Origin of the sequence: Pantoea sp. NGS-ED-1003 (genome assembly GCF_000738765.1) — a bacterium.
Classification (GTDB): domain Bacteria; phylum Pseudomonadota; class Gammaproteobacteria; order Enterobacterales; family Enterobacteriaceae; genus Pantoea; species Pantoea septica.
Map to the genome: position 1 here is coordinate 267604 of NZ_JPQA01000004.1, position 24287 is coordinate 291890.

General features: G+C 60.7%; 15 protein-coding genes. 7 read left to right on the forward strand and 8 right to left on the reverse strand.

Annotated elements, in window-relative coordinates:
• Window positions 1-11 precede the first annotated feature (11 nt).
• The 3 genes from JS46_RS09900 to wbaP all read right to left on the reverse strand — a co-directional run bounded on the left by JS46_RS09900 (window position 12) and on the right by wbaP (window position 3327).
• On the reverse strand, window positions 12-446 hold the full coding sequence (locus JS46_RS09900) for a protein-tyrosine-phosphatase (protein WP_033750196.1): 435 nt from the start codon (window positions 444-446) through the stop codon (window positions 12-14).
• 8 nt (window positions 447-454) lie between these two features.
• Window positions 455-1594: a polysaccharide export protein gene (locus tag JS46_RS09905; RefSeq protein ID WP_033750198.1), complete on the reverse strand. Its 1140-nt coding sequence runs from the start codon at window positions 1592-1594 to the stop codon at window positions 455-457.
• A gap of 299 nt (window positions 1595-1893) precedes the next feature.
• Window positions 1894-3327: an undecaprenyl-phosphate galactose phosphotransferase WbaP gene (wbaP, locus tag JS46_RS09910; RefSeq protein WP_033750200.1), complete on the reverse strand. Its 1434-nt coding sequence runs from the start codon at window positions 3325-3327 to the stop codon at window positions 1894-1896.
• 798 nt (window positions 3328-4125) lie between these two features.
• On the opposite strand from wbaP, the gene JS46_RS09915 reads away from it, so the two are divergent.
• Window positions 4126-5700 carry a TerC family protein gene (locus JS46_RS09915; protein ID WP_033750203.1) on the forward strand — a complete coding sequence of 525 codons (1575 nt, stop codon included), beginning with the start codon at window positions 4126-4128 and terminating at the stop codon, window positions 5698-5700.
• Window position 5701: 1 nt separating this feature from the next.
• On the opposite strand, the gene asmA is transcribed toward JS46_RS09915, so the two are convergent.
• The 3 genes from asmA to udk all read right to left on the reverse strand — a co-directional run bounded on the left by asmA (window position 5702) and on the right by udk (window position 8849).
• Entirely contained in the window at window positions 5702-7522 is a 1821-nt protein-coding gene (gene asmA, locus JS46_RS09920; protein ID WP_033750206.1) for an outer membrane assembly protein AsmA, read from the reverse strand.
• Between the two features lie 20 nt (window positions 7523-7542).
• Window positions 7543-8124: a dCTP deaminase gene (gene dcd, locus JS46_RS09925; protein ID WP_033750209.1), complete on the reverse strand. Its 582-nt coding sequence runs from the start codon at window positions 8122-8124 to the stop codon at window positions 7543-7545.
• 83 nt (window positions 8125-8207) lie between these two features.
• Window positions 8208-8849, reverse strand: coding sequence for a uridine kinase (gene udk / locus JS46_RS09930; protein WP_033750212.1), 642 nt, complete (start codon window positions 8847-8849; stop codon window positions 8208-8210).
• A gap of 297 nt (window positions 8850-9146) precedes the next feature.
• Here udk and JS46_RS09935 point away from each other — a divergent pair, with 297 nt between their 5' ends.
• The 3 genes from JS46_RS09935 (at window position 9147) to yegD (ending at window position 13905) form a co-directional block, all read left to right on the forward strand.
• Complete coding sequence (locus tag JS46_RS09935; protein WP_033750215.1) at window positions 9147-9761, forward strand: phosphatase PAP2 family protein; 615 nt, start codon at window positions 9147-9149, stop codon at window positions 9759-9761.
• Between the two features lie 166 nt (window positions 9762-9927).
• The gene (locus tag JS46_RS09940) at window positions 9928-12489 is read left to right on the forward strand and encodes a diguanylate cyclase (protein ID WP_081876055.1); all 2562 of its coding nucleotides are present in this window, start codon (window positions 9928-9930) and stop codon (window positions 12487-12489) included.
• Window positions 12490-12552: 63 nt separating this feature from the next.
• Window positions 12553-13905 (forward strand): molecular chaperone, encoded by a 1353-nt coding sequence (gene yegD / locus JS46_RS09945; protein WP_033750218.1) that lies wholly within the window; start codon window positions 12553-12555, stop codon window positions 13903-13905.
• A 205-nt stretch (window positions 13906-14110) separates the two neighbouring features.
• Here yegD and JS46_RS09950 read toward each other — a convergent pair whose 3' ends face one another.
• Both JS46_RS09950 and JS46_RS09955 read right to left on the reverse strand, forming a co-directional pair.
• The gene (locus JS46_RS09950; RefSeq protein WP_033750222.1) at window positions 14111-15451 is read right to left on the reverse strand and encodes a carbohydrate porin; all 1341 of its coding nucleotides are present in this window, start codon (window positions 15449-15451) and stop codon (window positions 14111-14113) included.
• Window positions 15452-15663: 212 nt separating this feature from the next.
• On the reverse strand, window positions 15664-16623 hold the full coding sequence (locus JS46_RS09955) for an aldo/keto reductase (RefSeq protein WP_033750224.1): 960 nt from the start codon (window positions 16621-16623) through the stop codon (window positions 15664-15666).
• Between the two features lie 238 nt (window positions 16624-16861).
• Between JS46_RS09955 and JS46_RS09960 the strand changes: the two genes are divergently transcribed.
• The 3 genes from JS46_RS09960 to mdtC are packed head-to-tail and all read left to right on the forward strand — an operon-like array spanning window position 16862 to window position 24278.
• On the forward strand, window positions 16862-18085 hold the full coding sequence (locus tag JS46_RS09960; protein WP_033750227.1) for an MdtA/MuxA family multidrug efflux RND transporter periplasmic adaptor subunit: 1224 nt from the start codon (window positions 16862-16864) through the stop codon (window positions 18083-18085).
• The gene (locus tag JS46_RS09965; protein ID WP_033750230.1) at window positions 18085-21207 is read left to right on the forward strand and encodes an MdtB/MuxB family multidrug efflux RND transporter permease subunit; all 3123 of its coding nucleotides are present in this window, start codon (window positions 18085-18087) and stop codon (window positions 21205-21207) included. The genes JS46_RS09960 and JS46_RS09965 overlap by 1 nt, the downstream gene beginning before the upstream one ends.
• The gene (gene mdtC / locus JS46_RS09970; protein WP_033750233.1) at window positions 21204-24278 is read left to right on the forward strand and encodes a multidrug efflux RND transporter permease subunit MdtC; all 3075 of its coding nucleotides are present in this window, start codon (window positions 21204-21206) and stop codon (window positions 24276-24278) included. Before JS46_RS09965 ends, mdtC begins: the two co-directional genes overlap by 4 nt.
• The last annotated feature ends 9 nt before the right edge of the window (window positions 24279-24287 follow it).

The following is a 24287-nucleotide window of genomic DNA, read 5'->3' on the forward strand; positions in this document are numbered from 1 at the left end:
GATAATCCCAACTATCGGCTTAATACGTTGACCCATTTCTGGGTAGCGTTTTCCAGTAACCCGTAAACCTCTTCAAAGGCCTCACGACTTTTTCTATACGGATCCGCGATTTCCTGTTGGTTGAGCCAGTGCCCAAGCAGCATGGTTTTTCCGCGCGCGGCTGGATCGATGCGATTGACCTGTTCGATATGACGTTTCTCCATCACCAGAATCAGGTCGAAATCGCGGCACATACTGGCGGTTAACTGCTGCGCGTGATGCCCCTCCAGCGAGAGGCCATGACGTGCGGCCACCTCGCTGGCGGTTTGATCCGCCGGATAGCCCTTGAGGGCGCTGAGCCCCGCCGAGGCGATACGCTTTTCCGGCAGCGCGCGCTTCAGTAAGCGCTCTCCGGTAGGAGAGCGGCAGATGTTGCCGACGCAGACCACTAACACGGACGTAATCATGGCTTAACCTAGTTCGACCAGTTGCGGAAGCGCAGCGCCGCCTCGCTCGCGTCGTTGATGCCGGCGATGGTCGGCAGCAGCTGCGAAATCACGCGGTTCCAACGCGTCAGCGGCGTCGAGGTGACATAGACGATATCGTAAGGTTCAAGTTGGAATTCGGTACCCATGACCATCGCCGCCGCATCTTTGGTGTTCAGCTGATAGATGTTGGCGATTTTGGTGCGGTTTGTGCCGCGAATCGGACGGATAACGAATACGCCGGTGGCGTCTGCGGCAGTCTGATCCATACCCTGAGCGTTGCCCAGCGCTTCTGCCAGCGTCATGCCGCTGCGGTCCATCTTCAGCGTCGACTGCTGACGCACTTCGCCCATCACGAAGACTTTGAGATCGTCGTTGCGCGGTACGTAGAGGATGTCGCCCGGATAGAGCAGGTGGTTCTGGCTCAGGTCGCCGTTCTGCATCAGCGCCTGCAGCGAGATGCGCTGCTCGGTGCCGTTGTGCGTCAGCACCACGTTGCGCCAGTCGGCGTCCGCCGCCAGGCCGCCCGCGGCGTTGATGGCGTCCAGCACCGTCAGCGGCACGTTGGTGATCGGCTGCTGGCCCGAAGTGGTCACGGCGCCGGTCACGTAGGTTTTCTGCGACTTAAAGGAGGCAATGCTGACATCAACCTGCGGGCTCTCGATATACTGCGCAAGGCGACGCGCGATCTCGCCGCGCACTTCGGTGACCGTACGGCCTACCACGCGGACTTTGCCGATATAGGGATAGAAAATGGTGCCGTCGGAGTGCACCCAGTTGCCGGTGTCGCTGGCGCTGCGGTACTGGCCGGCCGGCGTGGTCAGCTCTGGGTGATCCCAGACGGTCACGTTAATGACGTCGCCGATGCCGATGCGGTATTCATAGTTCTGAATTTCGTTCTGCAGCCCCGGGTTGGCCTGCGCCACCAGCGGCTTGGGTCGCATCTGCTCGACCAGGCGCGGCGTTAACGGGAAGACATTGACATATTTGTCGATGTCATAGTTGCTGTCCTGCTGCTCAACGACATCTTTTCCGCTAGTGGAAAGGTGCTGGCCTGGAACAACCGTACACCCTGAGAGAAATGTGGCGGATACCAGCATGGGTATCAATTTCGTTTTGATTGTAATCATCTAGATCTTCGCTATCAGTTATTGATTGATAGAGGCGAAAACGCCGCTGTGTAAGCGCTGAAAAAAAATAAACTCGCCAGCCTAAGCACTGAAAATGCCTGTCATTATCACTTGCTCCCTAACTCTTTTTTGTTGCTACCGTTTAACTGGGCGGAATAAGCAAACGCACTACCTTGCCTTCTGCATCAATTAACGGCTTCCTTCAGCCACGATAATGGCGGCTATCGCCAATGACGTTGCCAGCAGCGGCGCCAGGAACCCGGGAGCGTGCATATTTCGCTCCCCGCACTCGCCTGCTATCAATACGCCCCATCGCGCTTCAGTACGACACCGACCGTTTTGAACAAAATGGCGATATCGTTCCACAGCGACCAGTTTTTTACGTACCACGAATCGAAATAGACGCGCGTTTCGTAATCAACGTCGTTACGACCGCTGACCTGCCACAATCCCGTCATGCCCGGTTTCGCCATCAGATAGTAGTCGACATCCCCGGCATAACGACAAAGTTCATCTTCAATCACCGGGCGCGGACCGACGAGGCTCATGTCGCCGCGCACTACGTTCCACAGCTGCGGCAGCTCATCCAGGCTGGTTTTACGGATAAAGTGGCCGACCTTGGTGATGCGTGGATCGTTTTTCAGTTTGAAATCTTTATCCCACTCGGCGCGCGCCACCGGATCGGTGCGCAGCACCTCTTCCAGCACCTCTTTGGAGTTGATCACCATCGAGCGGAACTTCAGGCATTTGAACTTGCGGCCGTTCATACCGACGCGTTCGTGTCCGTAAATCGGCGGTCCGCCATCGCGGCCGACCAGAAAGCCGAGCACCAGCAGCGCAGGCAGCAGCATGATAATAATCGACAGCGCGCCGACGATATCGAACGCTCGCTTCAGGAAGCGCGAGGTACGCTTCGCCAGATTGTTATTAACGCGCAGAATCATCACTTCATGGCTGAAGATATAGGCCATGTCGGTGCCGTAAAGCGGCACGCCGCGCAGCGTCGGGATAACGGAGACCGAGCGGCAGTTGTGTCTCGCCAGGTTCTTCAGCCACAGGTCGCGATACTGGCTCTGCTCATATTCGACCGCCACGATGAACTGCGTTTCGCTGTGGGTCAGATTCCAGAGTTCCGCCTCTTCGCGCAGCACCGGCACGCCGGAGATGCTCGCCTGCGGACAGGTGCCGTCAACATCGTAAAAGGCGATAACGTCGAAACCCATGACCTCTTCGCTCTGCAGCGCCTGCCAGGCTTCCTGCGCATTTTTGCTGCTGCCGATAATAATGGTCTGCTTTTTCCACAGGCCATAATGATTAAGCAGATGTTTAACCACCGCGCGCGCCACCGGAATTAACACCAGCGCCAGCACCCAGGTCAGCAACCAGACGAAGCGCGACATTTGCCACTGCGACAGTGCGGTAATCGACAGGTCGATAATAGAAAAAATAAGAATGGTACGAAAAACTTCTTTCAGCTCGAACCAGAATGGTTTGCGGTAGGTAAAGTGACGCAGCCTGACCCAGAACCATCCGACGCAAATTACCGACAGGAGAATATGCGTAGCTATTTTCAAATGCAGATCTTTTTCAGAAATATCTGCCAGCGGCGAATCAGACATCATATTAATTAACGCCAGCGCTATGAATAATGCGGCGTTAAAACAAATTAAATCCGAACCTGCCAACAACAATTTAGTGAAAAGACTTTTAAACGTAATTTCAGTATCGCGCATATTTAACTCTTTATTTTATTTCCTTTAACCCGTGACGCCCTGAGCTGTGTAATAATTGAGCGAATCAGTCTCTCGTCGACATATGCGTAACTGAGGGGAGTTCCAGGGTGCGTTCACACCAGATTCCTTATCAAGAAAACAAGAAAATCATGATGAATACCAACAGATTACTCTGACTTAACCTGTTGTGACGCACTGATTATTTTCTAAACATAAAAGGCGTTTCAGGCACGCTACCGCCCTTGGCTGTCGCTGCCAATACCGCTTTTGATATCCTGTTTCCGGCCTGTCTTTCCCGGGCCGGTTGCCTGATGCATACCCACGGGACAGATCACAATTCACAACATTGGGTGCCAAATCAGTGGGCGAATATCAACATAAGCGCAGACTTTTAACAGCACGTTGCTATACTAGTTATTACTGGCTTCTTTACAAGTAGGCCCCGCCGTCCCCTGACTATTTTAGGAAAAAGACTACCAGCCATTAGTATTGAGGCCCGCCATCCGGCAAAAATGAAAGTGCAATACCCCGCGCAAAAATCAGATTATTACCATATTCGCCACGCTAATAAATTCTCCCGCCGCCATGATGGATTCAAAATCGATTCATCAATAATTCATCGGGTCGCCATCTTATCCTTTACCTAATTCTGGCTCGGTGCTGAAAGAAATCAGACGCTATCCTTTCATTATTCCCTGTGGACGCGCTAAACATCGTGCGCGACGGCCTGTTGTGCCCTGCCCTCTGCTCCACTATCCTCAGACTTTACTGACTTCGATATATTCAGGCGGCTAAGGCATGTTGGAGGTGTTTGCGGATCCCTCGCTATGGGCGGGGTTAATTACGCTAATCGTTCTTGAACTGGTGCTGGGGATCGATAACCTGGTCTTCATCGCCATTCTGGTGGAAAAGCTGCCCGGCAAAGATCGCGACCGGGCGCGCGTTATTGGTTTACTGCTGGCGTTGCTCTGTCGTTTGCTGCTGCTGGCGTCGCTTTCCTGGCTGGTTACCCTGACGCAGCCGCTGTTTACGCTACGCGGCCATCCCTTTAGCGCACGCGATCTGCTGCTGTTACTTGGCGGCCTCTTTCTGCTATTTAAGGCAACCACCGAGCTGAATACCCGGCTGGAAGGTCAGGATCACGACGATAATCAACAAAAGCGCGGCGCTAAATTCTGGCCAGTGGTGGCGCAAATCGTGGTGCTGGACGCCATTTTCTCGCTGGACGCGGTGATCACCGCCGTCGGCATGGTGAATCAGCTGCCGGTGATGATGACCGCCGTTACCATCGCGATTCTGCTGATGCTACTGGCCAGCAAACCGCTGACGCGCTTCGTCAACCGCCACCCTACTATCGTTATCCTCTGTCTGAGCTTTCTGCTGATGATCGGCTTTAGCCTGGTGGCGGAAGGACTCGGCTTCGTCATTCCCAAAGGCTACCTTTATGCGGCAATCGGCTTCTCAATCGTGATTGAGGCGTTTAACCAGCTGGCGCAGCGCAACCGCCGCCGCGCGCTGTCGGCCGGCCGCCCGCTGCGTCAGCGCACTGCGGAAACCGTGCTAAGGCTGCTGCGCGGCGAAGCGGACCACGCCGAGCTGGACCCGCAAAGCGCGATGCTGATCGCCGACAGCGATCGCCACGCGCTGTTTAACCGGCAGGAGCGGGTGATGATCGCCCGCGTGCTCAACTTCGCCCAGCGCCACGTCAACAGCATCATGACCTCGCGTCACGATATCGAACATATCAATCTGGATGACGACCCGGCTGAGATTATGGCGCGGCTCGACCGCAATCAGCATACGCGTCTACTGATCACCGACCAGAGCAACGAGCTGCTGGGCGTGGTGCACACCATCGACCTGCTACATCAGTCGCTGCATCATCAGTCGCTGGATTTGCGCGCGCTGGTTCGTCAGCCGCTGGTGTTTCCCGAGCGGCTGACGCTGCTGCAGGCGCTGGAGCAGTTCCGCCAGGCGCGCACCCATTTTGCCTTTGTGGTAGATGAATTCGGCTCGGTGGAGGGCGTGGTGACGCTGAGCGATTTGATGGAAACCATTGCCGGCAACTTGCCCCTTGAGGGCGAGGAGATCGACGCCCGCTACGACGTGCAGACGCAGGGCGAAGGCCACTGGATCGTTAACGGCAATATTCCGCTGGAGGATTTAGCGCTTTACGTCAGGCTGCCGCTGGATGAGCGACGCAGCTACCACACGCTGGCGGGTCTGCTGATGGACAGCCTGCAGCATATTCCCGAAGAGGGTGAGACGTTGCAGGTCGGCAGCTATCAGCTGCGCACCCTGCAGGTGGAGAATCATCGCGTGCAGAAGGTGGAGATCCTGCAACAGCCGCAGGATCCCGATTACGAAGTGTGATTTACGGCCGCAGCAGCTTGCGCAGGCTATCGTTGTCGCTGTTTTTCGGCTGGCGCTCCAGCCACTCATTCAGACGCGACTTCGCCTCGCTCTGCAGCTGCTGGCGCAACAGCTGATCGACCGGCAGCGAGTACTGCACTTTATTCCAGCTGCCGTACATGCGCAGCGGAATCGCCTGCTGCGACAGCAGCGCGACGACCTTGTCGTCGCCTTTCCAGCCGGTGAGCGTCAGGCCGAAGGTGACATCCAGCTGCTGCGTCGGCATATTGACCTCGCCGCCGCCCTGCAGCTTGAGCCGATCGCCCTCGCCTTGCAGATTCGCCAGATGCAATACGCCATTGTTCAGCGCCAGCGTGCCGCTAAGCTGGCGGATTCCCTGGTCGGCGCCCTCGTCGCTGCTGACCCGATCGCTGGCGCGCGCCACCGCGCGACGCACCATCTGCTGCAGGTTAAGCTGCGCCAGCTTAACGTCGCTGGCGTTCAGCTGCGCTTCGCCGCGCCAGCGACGTTTGGCCGCCTCCAGCGACAGGCCCTCGCCGCTCAGGTCGCCCTTAAGCGAGACGGCGCCCTGAACGGTCTGCGGCATGTCGAAGGCGGCAAGCAGCGGCTGAATCGCGACGTGGTTCAGCACCGGCTGCAGCGCGACGCGGGTTTCCGGCTGACGAATATCGACGGTGCCCGGCACGGAAAAGTCGCCGTCGCCCAGCTTGCCGCTCAGCGCGCGCAGCGCGATCAGCCCCTGCTGACTGGTAACGTCCAGCGCAAAGTTCTGCAGCGACAAACCGCGCCACACCGCGCTGTCCGCTTTTAAATTCACCGCCAGATTCATATCGTTAAGCGGCGAGTCGAGATTGTTTTGCTCGCGCGGCGCGGCAATGACCGGCGCGCGCGCCACCGTGGCGTGCTGCGTTCCGCTCTCGCTCGCCTGAGGCGCATTCGCCATCAGGTTATCGAGGTTCAGCTGCGTGGCGTGCAGCTGAAGCGCAAGCTGCTGCGGCATCAGCGAACCGGTCGCCTCGCCCGACAGCGCGCTGTCGTTGGCGCTCAGCTGCATCTGCGTCAGCGCGAACTGCTGCGTCTCTGCGCGCCAGCTGCCCTGCGCGCTCAGCGTGCCTTTAATGCCCTGCGGCGGCATATTGGCGCCGCTCAGCGCATAGTTAAGCTCGTCGATTTTGCCGCTCAGGCGATGCGGATACTGCGACGCGTCGAGCTGGCCTTTCAGCGACAGCACCGCGTTGCGCTGATTGCGCGTCAGGCTGGTGCTGAGCTCGATATTCGCCAGATGGCGCGCGTCCTGATTGAGGTTGAGATTAAGATTACGGAAGTTGTACTCGTCGCCGCCCGGCTGACGCCAGATCAGCAGACTATCGGCGACGCGCAGCTGGCTGATATCGAACGACCAGCCGCTGGCGGGCGCGTCGGCTTCGCTGCGGCCGGGCGCGACCGGGGCGTTTTGCGGCTGCTGCGGCGCGCTTTCCGGCGTGGCGCGCACCACGGCGTTGCTCAGCATCACCTGGCTGACGCTGAGCTGATGCGACAGCAGCGGCCAGAGATTAACGTCGAGACGCATATTTTCCGCCGTGACCAGCGGCTGCGACGCGCCGGGGGCGGTCAGGCTCATACGTCCCGCCAGAATGCTGAGCTTAGGCCAGACGTGCCAGCGCAGATCGCCGCTCACCTCCAGCCGATAACCACTGCGTTGCTCGACCTGTTTCACCATGTAGGATCGAAAATCGTTTGGATTGACCAGCAGCACCAGCGCGGTCATGCCTGCAACGATGACCACCAGTAAAATGGCCAGCGTGGTTATCACTCTTTTCATCACATCCCCATGTTCGCGGTTTAATCTTTGTCGATACGACTGGCGACAGCACCCTGCTGTCCGCGATATTTGGCGTCTTCACGACGGTTGTAAGGACGCGCCGCCGGACCGGAAAGCGGCTCGAAGCTCAGCGCGCCGATCAGCATGCCAGGACGCAGCGCCAGCGGCAGCTTACCGGAATTATAGAACTCCAGCACGATGCGGCCCTGCCAGCCGGGATCGATGCGGTGCGCGGTGACGTGCACCATCAGCCCGAGCCGCGCCAGCGAAGAGCGGCCGTCCAGCCAGCCTACCAGATCGTCTGGAATGGTGACCGACTCGAAGGTCACCGCCAGCGCCAGTTCGCCGGGATGCAGGAAAAAGGCCTCGCCTTCCGGCAGCACGATCTCATCGCTCATGACCCGGTCCAGCGCCGCGCTGACCTCATCTTTCGGACCGCTTAAATCAATAAAGGCCGCCGTGTGGCCACGGAACGTCCGGAACTGGTTGCCCAGGCGCACGTCCACGGTCGCGCCGTTAATACGCTCGACCGGCGGACGCGGATCGATAGCTAGCCGGCCGTCATCCAGCCAGGCTTCAATATCGCGGTCACATAATCTCATTCACCTGTCTCCATGATATAAGTGTAGCGAACCGCCTGAAACTCGCGTGGCAGGCGGCTCGCCGCGCGTCAGACCCGACGCGTCTATTCGAAAAACTGATTGATCCTGGACTTAAGAATATCAATGGCGATACGGTTTTTCCCGCCGCGCGGCACGATAATGTCGGCGTACTGCTTAGAAGGTTCGATAAACTGCAGGAACATCGGACGCACGGTTTTCTGATACTGGCTCATCACCGAATCCATCGAGCGGCCGCGCTCGTTCACGTCACGCTTCATGCGGCGCATCAGGCAGATGTCGAGCGGCGTATCGACGAAAATCGAGAAGTTCATCTCCTGACGCAGGCGCGCGTCGGTAAGCAGCAGAATCCCCTCCAGAATAATCACCTTCTTCGGCTTCAGGTGAATGCTGTCGCGGGTGCGCGTATGCTCGACGTAGCTGTAGACCGGCAGATCGATAGCCTGGCCCGCTTTTAGCGCCTGCAGATGCTGCAGCAGCAGATCGTGATCCATCGCGCTGGGATGGTCGTAGTTGGTTTTTACCCTCTCTTCCATGGTGAGGTGGCTCTGGTCCTTGTAATAAGCATCTTCCGGGATGACCCCGATATGCTCGTCACCAACCTGATCACGAATTTCACGATAGAGCGTGCTGGCGATTAAACTTTTTCCGGATGCGGAGGCACCGGCAATGCCCACAATCACGCACTGATGAGACTTGTCAGTCATACTTTTTTTAAGACCTGATACTGGAGCCTGCGCTGTACGCGGATTAGGCGTTTTGACGCAGGACGGAATGGAGAGGGTTTAGTAGGCGCTAAGTATAGGGATTTCATTCTTTTGACGCCAGAGAAAAGCCGCTCGCGCCATTTCAGAATTTCCCCTTTTCAAACCGAAACCATTACCCGATAAACTATCTGACAGATCTGTTTTTACTTATGCGGCTGGCGCATCAGGCGACGGAAGCGCGTTCCGCCCCGGCGATGGCGCGGGAATACGACTGCCGGCCCACAATAAAGGAAGCTTATGCACTGGAGAACACTGACCTATTTCGGCGACAGCATGCTGCTGATCCCGACTGCGGTAATTATCGCCCTGATCCTGCCGTGGAAGAGCGATAACCGCCGCACGGTCTGGTACTGGCTGCTCGCCTTTGGCCTTGCCGGCCTGCTGGTGAGCTTGTCGAAAATTCTGTTTCTTGGCTTCGGCATCGGCAGCGCCCGTTTCAACTTTACCGGCTTCAGCGGGCACAGCGCGATGTCGGCGACGCTCTGGCCGGTGATGCTGTGGCTGGTCTCCGGCCGCTGGCCGAACCCGCTGCGGCTGCTCGCCATCGGCGTCGGCTATCTGATTCCGCTGATGGTGGGCTTCTCGCGGCTGGTGATCCATGCGCACTCCGCCAGCGAAGTGGCGACCGGGCTGCTGCTGGGCTTTACCCTCAGCTCCGCGTTTCTGCTCAGCCAGCGCCGTACCGCGCTGAAGGGCTTTAGCTGGCCGCAGGTCGGCGCGGCCTTTTTAGTGCCGCTGCTGCTGATGGGCCACGGACGCATCGCCACCACGCAACAGTTTCTCGAACGTTTCTCTGCCGATCTGGCTGGACTGGAAAAACCCTTCACCCGCGCCGATCTCTTCCGCCAGTAGCCGCGCTGTGCTCTGTTGCGCCGCAACAGAGCCAGTCAATTCGTTGAATAACGCACTAATTTGATTTAACAGACCTATGGCGGCGTCGATGTGCTAGCATGCCCGAAAGAGTATGACTGGCGCATTTTTCGTCATCCAGACGCCGTGCGCGCTGCCGGGTTAGTGAATGAGTGTTGAACTATTGTCCTCGCCGGACAAACCGCGAAATCGCCTGCTGAGCGCGCTGATTCTGGCCGCGCTCGCTTTTCTGCTGACGCTTTTTTGCCTCGAGCTGATCGTATTCAGCGGCCGCATTTCGCCTGTCTGGTTTGCGACCGCGCTGATGACCATCGTCGCCTTTCGCTCTCCTTCCCGCCATGCGCCGCTGCTGCTGTTAGGCTGCGCGGCGGGCACCGCGCTCGCGAACGCGCTGATCCTCGGGATCGATTTAGCCAATCTGAAATTTACGCTGCTCAACGTGCTGCAGGCGATGGTGGGCGGCGCGCTGCTGCGCGCGCTGCTAAAGCGCGAGGCGCCGCTGAACTCGCTGCACGACTGGCTACGCTTCGTGTTCTCGGTCGGCATGCTTACTCCGCTGCTGGGCGGCCTGCTGGCGCTGTGGATGCTGAATATCAGCGGCAACGGCAGCTTTTCTTTTCTCTCGACCTGGGTGATTTCTGAAGTCATCGGCATGCTGGCGCTCGGTCCGGTGCTGCTGCTGTTGCCCTGGCCGCTGCGGCCCGCCGCGGTTAGCCTGCGCCGCCTGGCGGAGTTCCTTTTTACCCTGCTGCTGACGACGGGCGCGAGCTGGCTGGCGCTGCGTTTTATGCCCTGGCCATTCACCTTTATCGTGGTGCTGCTTTTCTGGTGTGCCGTGCGGCTGCCGAAGCGCGACGCGTTTCTGTTGTTTCTGCTGAATGCCTGCGCGATCTCGCTGATCCTGGCGCTGGGCCTCGCGACGGTCGAGACGCGCGGCGAGGTGCCGGGTCAAATCGCCAGCTGGCTGCCCTTTCTGCTGGCGCTGATCCCGAGCCACGTGATGGCGCTGGTGATGGACGCTTTCCGGCGCGAAAAGCACCACATCAGCGAAAGCGAAACCCGGTTTCGCCACGCGATGGAATATTCCGCCATCGGCATGGCGCTGGTGTCGCCGCAGGGAGGCTGGCTGCAGGTTAATCACTCTCTCTGCCTGACGCTGGGCTTCCCTGACGCCGAGCTGAAAAAGCTCACCTTCCAGCAGATCACCCATCCCGACGATCTGGAAAACGATCTGCAGCATGCCGACCGGCTGCTGCGCGGCGAGATTGACGCCTATACCATCGAAAAACGCTACTTCCGCAAAAGCGGCGAAATCGTCTGGGCGCGCCTGACGGTATCGCTGGTACGCGACGGCGCGCACCAGCCGCTCTACTTTATTTCGCAGATTATCGACATCTCGGAGCTGAAGCAGAGCGAGCAGGTGAACCGCCATCTGATGGAGCGCATTACGCTGGCGAACGAAGCGGGCGAAATCGGCGTTTATGAATGGAATCTGACGCGTAACGAGATGATGTGGGACCGCTATATGTACCGGCTGTTCGGCCTGCCCGCGCACCAGCCGCCCAGCCGCGAGCTGTGGCGCAGTCAGGTGCATCCGGCGGATCGCGAGCGGCTCGACCGCGCGCTGCAGCCATCGGAAAAGGTCGACGTTTTCGATATCGAGTACCGCATCCAGCGCGCCGACGGCGTGCGCACCCTGCGCACCCAGGCGCGCCGCTTCTTTAACCAGGACGGCCGTATCGAACGCATGCTGGGCATCTGTCAGGACGTGACCCACCTGCGCAACCTGACCGACGCGCTGTTTCAGGAAAAAGAGCGCATGGCGATTACGCTCGACTCTATCGGCGAAGCGGTTATTAGCACCGACAGCGACATGCGCGTGACCTTTATGAATCCGGTGGCGGAAAAAATGAGCGGCTGGCGACAGGAAGAAGCGGCGGGCATCCCGCTAAGCGAGCTGCTGCATATCACCCAGGGCGTTCACGGCGCGCCGGTGGAAAACCAGCGGCTCCGCCGTCTGCCGACGGAGAAAGTCACGCCCGATCTGGATGACGAACTGGTGCTGCACGCTGCCGACGGCGGCGTTGTGGAGATCCACTACAGCATTACGCCGCTGCGCACGCTGCAAGGTGAAGAGATCGGCGCGGTCATGGTTATTCAGGACGTCAGCGAGTCGCGCCGGATAATGCAGCGCCTGAGCTACAGCGCGCTGCATGACACGCTGACCCGGCTGCCGAATCGCGCCAGCTTCGAGCGTCAGCTGCAGCGTCTGCTGGCCGACGCGGTGACGCGCGGGCATCAGCATGTGCTGGCGTTTATCGATCTCGACAAGTTTAAAGCGGTCAACGACAGCGCCGGACACGCGGCGGGCGACGCGCTGCTGCGCGAACTCGCCGATCTGATGCAGCGCCATCTGCGCGGCGCCGATTTTCTGGCGCGCCTCGGCGGCGACGAGTTCGCCCTTCTGATGCCGGAATGCGCGCTATCGCAGGGGTGCGAGATAGTGCAGCGCATCGTCACGGCGGTCAATAGCTACGCCTTTAGCTGGCAAGGCGGCACTTATCAGGTTGGCGCCAGCGCCGGACTGACGCAGATTGCCGCCGACAACGGCATCGGCGCGGAGGTGCTGACGCAGGCGGACATCGCCTGTTATAACGCCAAAAAAGCCGGCCGCGGGCAGCTTATGGTATACGCGCCGCCGGCGCGCTGAGCCGCTTGCCAGCCCCGCTCAGCTGCGCTAAAGTCGCCCCCTTTTTTCCGGGAGGGGCATCAGATGTTCATTGGTTTCGATTACGGTACGGCGAACTGTTCCATTGCCGTGTGCGAAGAGGGTTCGCCGCGCCTGCTGACGCTGGAGAAGGGTCAGCGCCTGCTGCCGTCGATGATTGCCGCACCGACGCGCGAAGCGGTGAGCGAATGGCTCTATCGCCATCATCAGGTTCCGACTCCCGATGCGGAAACCACCGCGCTGCTGCAGCGCGCGCTGCGCCATAACCGCGAAGAGGACATCGAGGTGTCGGCCGCCAGCGTGCAGTTCGGCCTGAACGCGCTGCAGCACTATATGGCGGACCCGGAAGAAACCTGGTTCGTGAAATCCCCTAAATCCTTTCTCGGTGCCAGCGGCCTGAAACCGCAGCAGATCGCGCTGTTTGAAGATCTGGTCTGCGCCATGATGCGCCATATCCGCGAACAGGGCGAAGCGCAGCTCGACGCCGCGATCGATCAGGCGGTTATCGGCCGCCCCATTAACTTCCAGGGGCTCGGCGGCGACGACGCTAACGCACAGGCGCAGGGCATTCTGCTGCGCGCCGCGCAGCGCGCCGGTTTCCGCGACGTGGAGTTTCAGTTCGAGCCGGTCGCGGCGGGACTCGATTTCGAAGCGACGTTGGAGAGAGAGACGCGCGTGCTGGTAGTGGATATCGGCGGCGGCACCACCGACTGTTCGATGCTGCTGATGGGGCCGGAGTGGCGCAAGCTGTCGGACCGCCGCGCGAGCCTGCTTGGCCACAGCGGCTGCCGCGTCGGCGGCAACGATCTCGATATTATGCTGGCGTTTAAGACCCTGATGCCGCTGCTCGGCCTGGGCGGCAGGACGCAAAAAGGCACCGCCCTGCCCGCGCTGCCGTGGTGGAACGCGGTGGCGATAAACGACGTGCCGGCGCAGAGCGAATTTTACTCCGCCGCCTGCGGCAAGCTGCTGCGCGATCTGGTGCGCGACGCGGAACAGAGCGCGCAGGTGGCGCATCTGCTGAAGGTCTGGCAGCAGAAGCTCGGCTATCGTCTGGTGCGCGCGGCGGAGGAGAGCAAGATCGCCCTTTCCGATCGCGCCGCTTTCGACGCCAGCCTGGACTTTATCGCGCCGCAGATGCACGCCGCCATCAGCGACACCCTGCTGCAGGAGGCGATCAATCAGCCGCTGGAGCGTATTCTGGAGCAGGTGCATCTGGCGCTCGCCAGCTGCGACGTGAAACCGGAAGTGATCTATCTGACGGGCGGCAGCGCGCGTTCGCCGGTGCTGCGCGCCGCGCTACAGCAGGCGCTGCCGGAAACGCCGATCGCCAGCGGCGATGATTTCGGCTCGGTGACGGCCGGTCTGGCACGCTGGGCAGAGGTGATGTTTCGCTAACGAATCTGTCTGGGTAGCGCTTTCAGGCAGCTGAGAAGTTTAATACGCGGGAGGCAGGGTCCGAAGAGCAAAGCGTCCCGCGACAGGGATGTCGCGGGCCGAGCGCGCAGGGAAGCCTTGAGCGACTTTGCGATCGGATCCTGCCTCCCGCGTAAGCGCCTTAATAGCAGCATCAAGCGGCCCATGGCAGCCGCTCGCTGCGCTATCAGAAGTTGATATTGGCGCTGATGCCGCCGACAAAGGCATCCTTCACTTCGCTCACCGCGCCCGGCGCGACGATATACTGCAGGTTCGGACGCACCTGCAGCCATTTCGCCAGCTTCACGTTGTAGTAAAGCTCGTAGTTATATTCTGAACCATCCTGAATCGGCAGATAAGTCGGGCTGTCGAAGTCCGTTTCGCCGTTGGCGGCGTTTTGCTGACGCTGCGCGCGGGTGTAATCGCTGTTAACGTGAATGCGCGCCGCGGCAATGCCGATCTCATCTTCAGGACGGGCGTCGAACGGGCCCGCCCAGGTAAAGGCGATCGACTGATAGTTGTCGGTCTTCGAGGTTTTGTGATCGTTCATCACCGCCTGGACCGATACGCCGATGCCGCGGCTGGCGTCGCCGCCCTGCGCGGTCAGCTGCTGCTGCAACAGCACATAGCCGCCGTAGGCGTGATCTTTATCCTGATAGGCGCCATCGCGCCAGCTGCCGTAAACGTCGCCGTTGGCGGACGAATAGTAGTAGCCGATGCGGTAGTTACCCGGCAGCTTGTCCGGACCCAGCGTCGGCTTCCAGCCCAGTTCCACCGGCACCAGGTTACCCTCGGAGTTGCTGGTGTCGAGGCGGAAACCATCGCCGCGATCGTAGTTGGCGCGGTTCTGGTTATAGAAACCGACCTGGAAGAAAACTTCCGGCGTGATGTTGAGCTTCACGCGGCCGCCCCACTGCGACACCGGCCAGTTAAACCAGCGGTCGCCGCGCCAGTTGCCCGCCTGGCCGCTGCCGAACGCCAGGTTCTGGAACTTGCTGTCGAAGTTGTCGAAGTCTTCGCCGACGGTAACGCGACCCGCTTTCAGGTTGACGACGTCGTCAAACAGCCCCTTGCTCAGCCAGAACTGGGTCAGACGCCAGGTCTGGCCGCGGCCATACACTTCCTGCACCGAAGAGAGCATGCCGGTACGACGGTCGGCTACCTGATCGGAAATATTGCGGCCGTCACGGTTGGTGATGGTGGCCTGGAACTGCGTATCCTGCCAGCCGAGCAGCTTTTCCAGATCGAGATTGGCGCCGAACGCCCACTGATCGCTGTAGCGCATTGAGGTGTTGGTATCGGCGCCGCCGCCGAGGTTCGATGCGCTTTCCATGGTGTAATTGACGTCAAATTTAACGCCGTCATTTTCCAGTTGCGTTCGCGTGCCGCCCCAGTCGCCGAACATATAAGGCGAGTCATAGCTAAAGGCATCTGCGGCCACAGCAGACGCGCTCAGCATGGCAAACATCAGGGAGCCGGCCGCCACACGGCGCAGCGGGAAGCGTTGCACTGCTTTTTTTCTGTTCATAATCGTTCTTCTTATCTGAATAAGGGTTAATTCCACGCAGAGAATAGTGCTGCAAAAAGTTCAACTTTTGTAAAAATGTGCGCACGAATAAGCAAAGAGACAGTTTTTTCAAACAAGTGTGAAGGGGATCGCTGAACGGAATCGCGGCCGTGATTAACGCATTATTTGGCACGCAAAATAATGACGAGGCGCTAGCGCCCCGTCTGGCGAGATTAGCGGCTGGCCTGCGCCAGTTTTTCACTCTCCTCGGACGTCAGACGCAGCTGCGTCGCGCCGATCAGATCGTCAAGCTGGGCGAGCGAGGTGGCGCTGACGATCGGCGCGGTAATGCTCGGCCGCGCAATCTGCCACGCCAGCGCGACCTGGGTCGGCGTCACGCCGTGCGTCTGGCTGATGTCGTCCAGCGCCGCCAGAATAGCCAGGCCGCGCGGGTTAAGATATTTCTCGACCACGCCCTGCCCACGCGCGCTTTTGCCAGCATCCGCCGCGCTGCGGTATTTGCCGCTCAGAAAGCCGCTGGCCAGCGAATAGTAGTTAATCACGCCCAGCCCGTGCTGCGTCGCCACCGCCTCCAGCGCCGACTCGTAGCCTTCGCGATCGTAAAGATTATATTCAGGCTGCAGGGTGGCGTAGCGCGCCAGGCCCTGCTCTTCGCTAATCTTCAGCGCCTCCTGCAGGCGGGGCGCGCTGTAGTTCGAGGCGCCGATGGCGCGCACTTTGCCCTCTTTTATCAGCGAATCGAACGCCGCCAGGGTTTCCGCCAGCGGCGTATCGCTATCGTCGCGATGCGCCTGATAGAGATCGATATAGTCGGTTTGCAGACGACGCAGCGAATCCTCTACCGCCTGACGGATATACTGCGGCTTCAGGCCGGTTTTCTCCGGCGAGAGTTCCATGCCGACCTTGGTCGCCAGCACGATGCGGTCGCGTTTGCCGCTTTTTTTCAGCCAGTTGCCGATAATGGTTTCCGATTCGCCGCCTTTATTGCCCGGCGCCCAGCGCGAATAGACGTCGGCAGTATCGATAAACCACAGCCCTTTTTCCACCAGCGCATCAAGCAATGAAAACGACTTCGTCTCATCCAGGGTCCAGCCGAAAACGTTACCGCCAAAGGTTAACAGCGGCACCTGAATGCCGGTATCGCCGAGCTGGCGGGTTTCAACCTGACTCATCCTCTTCTCCTTGTGTAAGAAATGCCCAGACAAAGAGCATAGCAAAAGCGAAAAGCGCGCTTTATGCGTAATTCCTCGATAAGTTTGTTCTGAAAGGGATACTTACGTCGGACTGACAGATATCCTTAATTCCTTCAACTTCTGCCCGCGTTGCGGGTCTACACTCTGCTATTTGCAGGCTGCCGCGTTTCAGCCTGCGTTTTGGGGATTTCGCTACTGCTGGAGAGCAACCGATAAGATGAACCGACCTTCCTTGTTGAAAAAGAGCCTGCTGACGCTGTTCGTGCTGGCCGCCGCCGCAGGCGGCTACTACTGGTGGCACCATCCGGCGCAGCCTGATGCCGATCCTCAGGCGTCGACCCGACCGCATCGCGGCAAAGGCGGCGCGGGCGCTCCGCCGGCGCCGGTACAGGCCGCCGCCGCCGTCAGCCAGAGCGTGCCGCACTTTCTCAGCGGGCTCGGCACCGTGACCGCCGCCAGCACCGTGACGGTGCGCAGCCGGGTCGACGGCGAGCTGATGGCGATCCACTTTCAGGAAGGACAGCAGGTTAAAGCGGGCCAGCTGCTGGCGGAGATCGATCCCCGCCCTTATCAGGTAGCGTTAACCCAGGCGCAGGGTCAGCTGGCGAAGGATCAGGCGACGCTGGCGAATGCCCGCCGCGATCTGGCGCGCTATGAAAAACTGGCGAAAACCTCGCTGGTGTCGCAGCAGGAGCTCGATACCCAGCGTTCGCTGGTGAGCGAAACCCAAGGCACCATTAAAGCGGATGAAGGCAGCGTCGCCAGCGCTCAGCTCAACCTGACCTACAGCCGCATTACGTCGCCGATTGAGGGCCGCGTCGGCCTGAAGCAGGTGGACGTCGGCAACTACATCACCAGCGGCGACACCAACGGTCTGGTGGTGATCACCCAGACCCACCCCATCGACGTGCTGTTCAGCCTGGCTGAAAATTATCTGCCCGACATCATGCAGGCGCAAAAGAGCGGCCAGCCGCTGGTGGTGGAAGCCTGGGATCGCAGCAACCAGACGCTGCTGACCCAGGGCACGCTGCTCAGCATCGACAACCAGATCGACGCCACCACCGGCACCATCAAAATGAAGGCGCGCTTCGACAATCAGGATGACAAGCTCTTTCCCAACCAGTTCGTTAACGCGCGGCTGAAGGTCAATACCCTGCAGGATGCGATCGTTATTCCAGCCGCCGCGCTGCAGATGGGCAATGAAGGCCACTTTGTCTGGGTAGTGAACAGCGACAATAAAGTGAGTAAGAAAAGCGTCACCGCCGGGCTACAGGACAGCCATCAGGTGGTGATTAACGCCGGCCTGAGCGCAGGCGAACGCGTGGTCACCGACGGGCTGGATCGCCTGACGGAAGGGGCGCAGGTGGAAGTCGTCGCGCCGCAGAGCACCGCGCTGAAAAGCAGCCGCGCGGCGCAACCGGCCAAAGGAGCGAGCGAGTAATGCAGGTTACGCCTCCTGACGCCAGCGGCGGGCCGTCGCGTCAGTTTATTTTACGTCCGGTCGCTACCACGCTGTTGATGATCGCTATTCTGCTGGCGGGCGTTCTTGGCTACCGTTTTCTGCCGGTTTCGGCGCTGCCGGAGGTGGATTATCCCACCATCCAGGTGGTGACGCTCTATCCCGGCGCCAGCCCGGACGTGACCACCTCCGCGATTACCGCGCCGCTTGAGCGCCAGTTCGGCCAGATGTCAGGGCTGAAACAGATGGCGTCGCAAAGCTCCGGCGGCGCGTCGGTGATCACCCTGCAGTTCCAGCTGACGCTGCCGCTCGACGTCGCCGAGCAGGAAGTACAGGCCGCCATTAACGCCGCCACCAGCCTGTTGCCCAACGATCTGCCTAACCCGCCGGTCTACAGCAAGGTCAATCCCGCCGATCCGCCGATCATGACGCTGGCGGTGACCACCAGCAGCATGCCGCTGACCCAGGTACAGGATATGGTGGAGACGCGCGTCGCGCAGAAAATCTCCCAGGTTTCCGGCGTCGGGCTGGTGACGCTCTCCGGCGGTCAGCGACCGGCAGTGCGCGTGCAGATGAACGCTCAGGCGCTGGCGGCGCTCGGCCTGACCAGCGAAGAGGTGCGCACCGCCATCAGCAGCGCCAACGTCAACTCGGCGAAAGGCAGCCTCGACGGCCCGGAGCGTTCCATTACTCTCTCCGCTAACGACCAGATGAAGTCGGCGGAGGATTACCGTCAGCTGATCGTCAGCTATAAAAACGGCGCGCCGGTCAGGCTCGGCGATGTCGCCACGATCGAACAGGGCGCGGAAAACCGCTGGCTTGGCGCCTGGGCGAACCGCGAAGCCGCCATCGTGCTCAACGTGCAGCGCCAGCCGGGCGCCAACATTATCGCCACCGCCGATAATATCCGCGCGCTGCTGCCCTCGCTCACCGCCTCGCTGCCGAAGTCGGTGAAGGTCCAGCTGCTGACCGACCGCACCACCAATATTCGCGCCTCGGTCACCGATACCCAGCATGAGCTGATGCTGGCGATTGGCCTGGTGGTGATGATTATCTATCTGTTCCTGCGCAACGTCCCGGCGACGATTATTCCCGCCGTCGCGGTGCCGCTGTCGCTGGTCGGCACCTTCGCCGCGATGTACTTCCTCGGCTTCTCTATCAATAACCTGACGCTGATGGCGCTGACTATCGCCACCGGCTTCGTGGTGGATGACGCCATCGTGGTGATCGAAAACATCACCCGCTATCTGGAGAAAGGGGAAAAACCGCTCACCGCCGCGCTCAAGGGGGCGGGCGAAATCGGCTTTACCATTATCTCCCTTACCTTTTCGCTGATCGCGGTGCTGATCCCGCTGCTGTTTATGGGCGACGTGATCGGCCGTCTGTTCCGTGAGTTCGCCGTCACGCTGGCGGTGGCGATCCTGATCTCCGCTGTGGTCTCGCTGACGCTGACGCCGATGATGTGTGCGCGCATGCTGAGCGCCGAGTCGCTGCGCAAGCAAAACCGCTTTTCGCGCGCCAGCGAAGCCTTTTTCGAGCGGGTGATTGCCGGATATGGCGGCTGGCTGCGCAAAGTGCTGGCGCATCCCTGGCTGACGCTGTCGGTGGCGCTCGGTACGCTGCTGCTCACCGTGCTGCTGTGGATAGTGATTCCGAAAGGCTTTTTCCCGCAGCAGGATAACTCCATTATCCAGGGCACGCTGCAGGCGCCGCAGAGCGCCTCGTACGCCAGCATGGCGGAGCGCACGCGCGATGTCGCTTCGCTGATCATGAAAGATCCGGCGGTGCAGAGCATGACCTCTTTCGTCGGCGTCGACGGCACCAACGCCGCGCTCAACAGCGCGCGTCTGCAGATCAACCTGAAGCCGCTGAGCGAGCGCGATGACCGGATCCCGCAGGTGCAGCAGCGGCTGCAGCAGCAGATAAGCCAGCTTCCCGGCGTCACGCTGTGGCTGCAGCCGGTACAGGATCTGACGATTGAAACCCAGGCGAGCCGCACGCCCTATCAGTTTACGCTGCAGTCCGGCTCGCTGGAGTCGCTCGGCACCTGGGTGCCGAAACTGCTGGACGCGCTGCGCCAGTCGCCTGAGCTGCGCGACATCAGCAGCGACTGGCAGGATCAGGGGCTAGAGGCGTACGTCAATGTCGATCGCGACAGCGCCAGCCGTCTCGGCATCAGTATGGCGGACGTCGATAACGCGCTCTATAACGCCTTCGGCCAGCGCCTCATCTCCACTATTTATACTCAGGCGAACCAGTATCGCGTGGTGCTGGAGCAGGACAACCGCGCCACGCCAGGCCTGGCGGGTTTGGAAGGCATCCGGCTGACCAGCACCGACGGCGGCAGCGTGCCGCTCAGCGCCATCGCGAAAGTTGAGCAGCGCCACAGCGCGCTGAGCGTCAATCATCTCGATCAGTTCCCATCGGCGACCTTCTCCTTTAACGTCGCCGACGGCTATTCGCTGGGCGACGCGGTGAAAGCGGTCAGCGCGGCGGAAGAGCGGCTCGGCATGCCCGCCGAACTGATGACCCAGTTCCAGGGCAGCACCCTGGCGTTCGAGGCGGCGCTTACCAGCACCGTCTGGCTGATCGTGGCGGCCATCGTGGCGATGTATATCGTGCTGGGCGTGCTCTATGAGAGCTTTATCCATCCCATCACGATTTTGTCGACGCTGCCGACCGCTGGCGTCGGCGCGCTGCTGGCGCTGATGCTGAGCGGCGGCGAACTCGATATCGTCGCCATCATCGGCATTATTCTGCTGATCGGCATCGTGAAGAAAAACGCCATCATGATGATCGACTTCGCGCTGGCCGCCGAACGCGAGCAGGGCATGACGCCCTATGACGCCATCTATCAGGCGTGCCTGCTGCGTTTTCGCCCGATCCTGATGACCACGCTGGCGGCGCTGCTGGGCGCGCTGCCGCTGATGCTCAGCACCGGCGTCGGCGCAGAGCTGCGTCACCCGCTCGGCATTGCCATGGTGGGCGGCCTGATCCTGAGCCAGGTGCTGACGCTGTTTACTACGCCGGTGATCTATCTGCTGTTCGATCGCCTCGGCCAGGCCGCGCGCCGCCGCCTTAGCGGCCGGGAGGCGGAGCAGTGAGATTTTTCGCGCTGTTTATCCACCGCCCGGTGGCGACCACGCTGCTGACCCTCGCCATAGCGCTGGCGGGCGTGCTCGGCTTTCGCCTGCTGCCGGTCGCCCCGCTGCCGCAGGTCGACTTCCCGGTGATAGTGATTTCCGCCTCGCTGCCAGGCGCGTCGCCGGAAATCATGGCTTCGTCGGTGGCGACGCCGCTTGAGCGTTCGCTGGGCCGCATCGCCGGCGTCAGCGAAATGACCTCCACCAGCTCGCTTGGCAGCACGCGCATTATTCTGGTGCTCGATTTCGACCGCGACATCAACGGCGCGGCGCGCGACGTGCAGGCGGCCATCAACGCGGCGCAAAGCCTGCTGCCGACCGGGATGCCGAGCCGCCCCACCTACCGCAAGGTCAATCCCTCGGACGCGCCGATTATGATCATGACGCTGACCTCGGATATCTATAATCCAGGCCAGCTCTACGACTACGCCTCGACCCAGCTGGCGCAGAAGCTGTCGCAGATCGAAGGCGTCGGCGACGTCACGGTCGGCGGCAGCTCGCTGCCTGCGGTGCGCGTCGCGCTGAATCCGCAGGCGCTGTTTAACCAGGGCGTCTCGCTGGACGCGGTGCGCGAGGCGATCGCCAACGCCAACCAGCGTCGTCCGCAGGGCGCGGTGGAGGATCGCCAGCAGCGCTGGCAGCTGCGCACCAACGACGAGCTGAAAACCGCCAGCGACTACGCGCCGCTGGTGGTGCACTACAGCAGTGGCGCGGCGGTGAAGCTGGCGGACGTCGCCAGCGTGCAGGACTCGGTGCAGGACGTGCGCAACGCCGGGATGGCGGACGGCAAGCCCGCGGTGCTGCTGCTGGTGCGCAAAACGCCGGAGGCGAACGTGATCGATACCGTCGACCGCATTCGCGCCGAGCTGCCGACGCTGCATCAGACCATTCCCGCCGCCATCGACCTGCAGATCGCGCAGGATCGCTCGCCTACCATTCGCGCCTCGCTGCATGAGGTCGAGCAGTCGCTGACCATCGCCGTGGTGCTGGTGATTATGGTGGTGTTCGTTTTCCTGCGCTCCGGCCGCGCCACGCTGATCCCCGCCGCCGCGGTGCCGGTCTCGCTGATCGGCACCTTCGCCGCGATGTACCTGTGCGGCTTCAGCCTGAATAATCTGTCGCTGATGGCGCTGACCATCGCCACCGGTTTCGTGGTGGATGACGCCATCGTGGTGCTGGAGAATATCGCGCGCCACGTCGAGGCGGGCATGAAACCCTTGCAGGCGGCGCTGACCGGCGTGCGCGAGGTGGGCTTTACCGTGCTGTCGATGAGCCTGTCGCTGATCGCCGTCTTTTTGCCGCTGCTGATGACCGGCGGGCTGATAGGCCGCTTCTTCTCTGAATTCGCCATTACGCTATCGGTGGCGATCGCCATCTCGATGGTGATTTCCCTCACCCTGACGCCGATGATGTGCGCGTATTTGCTGAAGCCGCATGCGCCGCGCGCCCAGCCGCGTCGGCGCGGCGCAGGCCGGATGCTGCTGGCGATCCAGCAGGGCTATGGCCGCTCGCTGGGCTGGGTGCTGAACCATGCGCGCTGGGTGCTGCTGCTGCTGTTCGGCACCGTCGCCCTGACCGTCTGGCTGTTTATTCAGGTGCCGAAAACTTTTATGCCGGAGCAGGACACCGGCCGCCTGTCGGGCTTCATCTCCGCCGATCAGAGCATCTCCTTCCAGGCGATGCGCCAGAAGCTGCAGGATTTTATGGTGATCGTGAAGGCCGATCCGGCGGTCGAGAGCGTGGTGGGCTTTACCGGCGGCATGCGCACCAACAGCGGCTCGATGTTTATCTCGCTGAAACCGCTCTCCGAGCGCAGCGAAAACGCCCAGGCGGTGATCGCCCGGCTGCGCGCGAAGCTGGCGAAAGAGCCCGGCGCCAGCCTCTATCTCAACGCGGTGCAGGATCTGCGCGCCGGCGGCCGCGAATCTAACGCCAGCTATCAATATTCGCTGCTCTCCGACGATCTCGCCGCGCTGCGCGAATGGGAGCCGAAAATCCGTCAGGCCTTCTCCGCGCTGCCGCAGCTGGCGGACGTCAACTCCGATCAGCAGGACAAAGGCAGCGAAATGGCGCTGATCTACGATCGCGAAAGCATGTCGCGCCTCGGCATCGACGTCTCTGAGGCAAACGCCCTGCTGAACAACGCTTTCGGCCAGCGGCAGATCTCCACCATCTATCAGCCGTTGAATCAGTACAAGGTGGTGATGGAGGTCGATCCGCGCTACACCCAGGACATTAGCGCGCTGGATCAGATGTTTGTGATTAACAGCGACGGCAAACCGATTCCCCTGTCGTGGTTCGCCCGCTGGCAGCCCGCCAACGCGCCGTTGTCGGTTAACCATGAGGGGCTCTCCGCCGCCTCGACCATCTCCTTTAACCTGCCGGAGGGCGTTTCGCTGTCGGAGGCCTCTGCGGCGATCGATCGCACCATGACGGCTATTGGCGTGCCCTCCAGCGTGCGCGGCAGCTTCGCCGGCACCGCGCAGGTGTTTGAGCAGTCGCAGAGCAGCCAGCTCTGGCTGATGCTCGCCGCCATCGCCGCCGTCTATATCGTGCTGGGCATATTGTATGAGAGCTATGTCCATCCGCTGACCATTCTCTCGACGCTACCCTCAGCGGGCGTCGGCGCGCTGCTGGCGCTGACGCTGTTCGATACGCCTTTTAGCCTGATCGCCCTTATCGGCATCCTGCTGCTGATCGGCATCGTGAAAAAGAACGCCATTATGATGGTGGATTTTGCGCTGGAGGCGCAGCGCAACGGTAACCTGAGCGCGCGCGACGCCATTTTTCAGGCCTGCCTGCTGCGTTTTCGCCCGATTCTGATGACCACGCTCGCCGCGCTGTTCGGTGCGCTGCCGCTGGTGATCACCAGCGGCGACGGCGCGGAGCTGCGCCAGCCGCTCGGCATCACTATCGCCGGCGGGCTGATTATGAGCCAGCTGCTGACGCTCTATACCACGCCGGTGGTCTATCTCTATATGGACAAGCTGCGGCGCAAGCGCGGTAAAATCGGCCAGCCGGTGGAGAGTTAAGGAGAGAAC

Coding starts and splice junctions, on each gene's coding strand:
- JS46_RS09915 (WP_033750203.1), top strand. CDS start 4,126: ATGTTGGAGGTGTTTGCGGATCCCTCGCTATGGGCGGGGTTAATTACG.
- wbaP (WP_033750200.1), bottom strand. CDS start 3,327: ATGCGCGATACTGAAATTACGTTTAAAAGTCTTTTCACTAAATTGTTG.
- dcd (WP_033750209.1), bottom strand. CDS start 8,124: ATGAGATTATGTGACCGCGATATTGAAGCCTGGCTGGATGACGGCCGG.
- JS46_RS09905 (WP_033750198.1), bottom strand. CDS start 1,594: ATGATTACAATCAAAACGAAATTGATACCCATGCTGGTATCCGCCACA.
- yegD (WP_033750218.1), top strand. CDS start 12,553: ATGTTCATTGGTTTCGATTACGGTACGGCGAACTGTTCCATTGCCGTG.
- JS46_RS09940 (WP_081876055.1), top strand. CDS start 9,928: ATGAGTGTTGAACTATTGTCCTCGCCGGACAAACCGCGAAATCGCCTG.
- JS46_RS09935 (WP_033750215.1), top strand. CDS start 9,147: ATGCACTGGAGAACACTGACCTATTTCGGCGACAGCATGCTGCTGATC.
- JS46_RS09965 (WP_033750230.1), top strand. CDS start 18,085: ATGCAGGTTACGCCTCCTGACGCCAGCGGCGGGCCGTCGCGTCAGTTT.
- JS46_RS09960 (WP_033750227.1), top strand. CDS start 16,862: ATGAACCGACCTTCCTTGTTGAAAAAGAGCCTGCTGACGCTGTTCGTG.
- JS46_RS09900 (WP_033750196.1), bottom strand. CDS start 446: ATGATTACGTCCGTGTTAGTGGTCTGCGTCGGCAACATCTGCCGCTCT.
- asmA (WP_033750206.1), bottom strand. CDS start 7,522: ATGAAAAGAGTGATAACCACGCTGGCCATTTTACTGGTGGTCATCGTT.
- JS46_RS09950 (WP_033750222.1), bottom strand. CDS start 15,451: ATGAACAGAAAAAAAGCAGTGCAACGCTTCCCGCTGCGCCGTGTGGCG.
- JS46_RS09955 (WP_033750224.1), bottom strand. CDS start 16,623: ATGAGTCAGGTTGAAACCCGCCAGCTCGGCGATACCGGCATTCAGGTG.
- udk (WP_033750212.1), bottom strand. CDS start 8,849: ATGACTGACAAGTCTCATCAGTGCGTGATTGTGGGCATTGCCGGTGCC.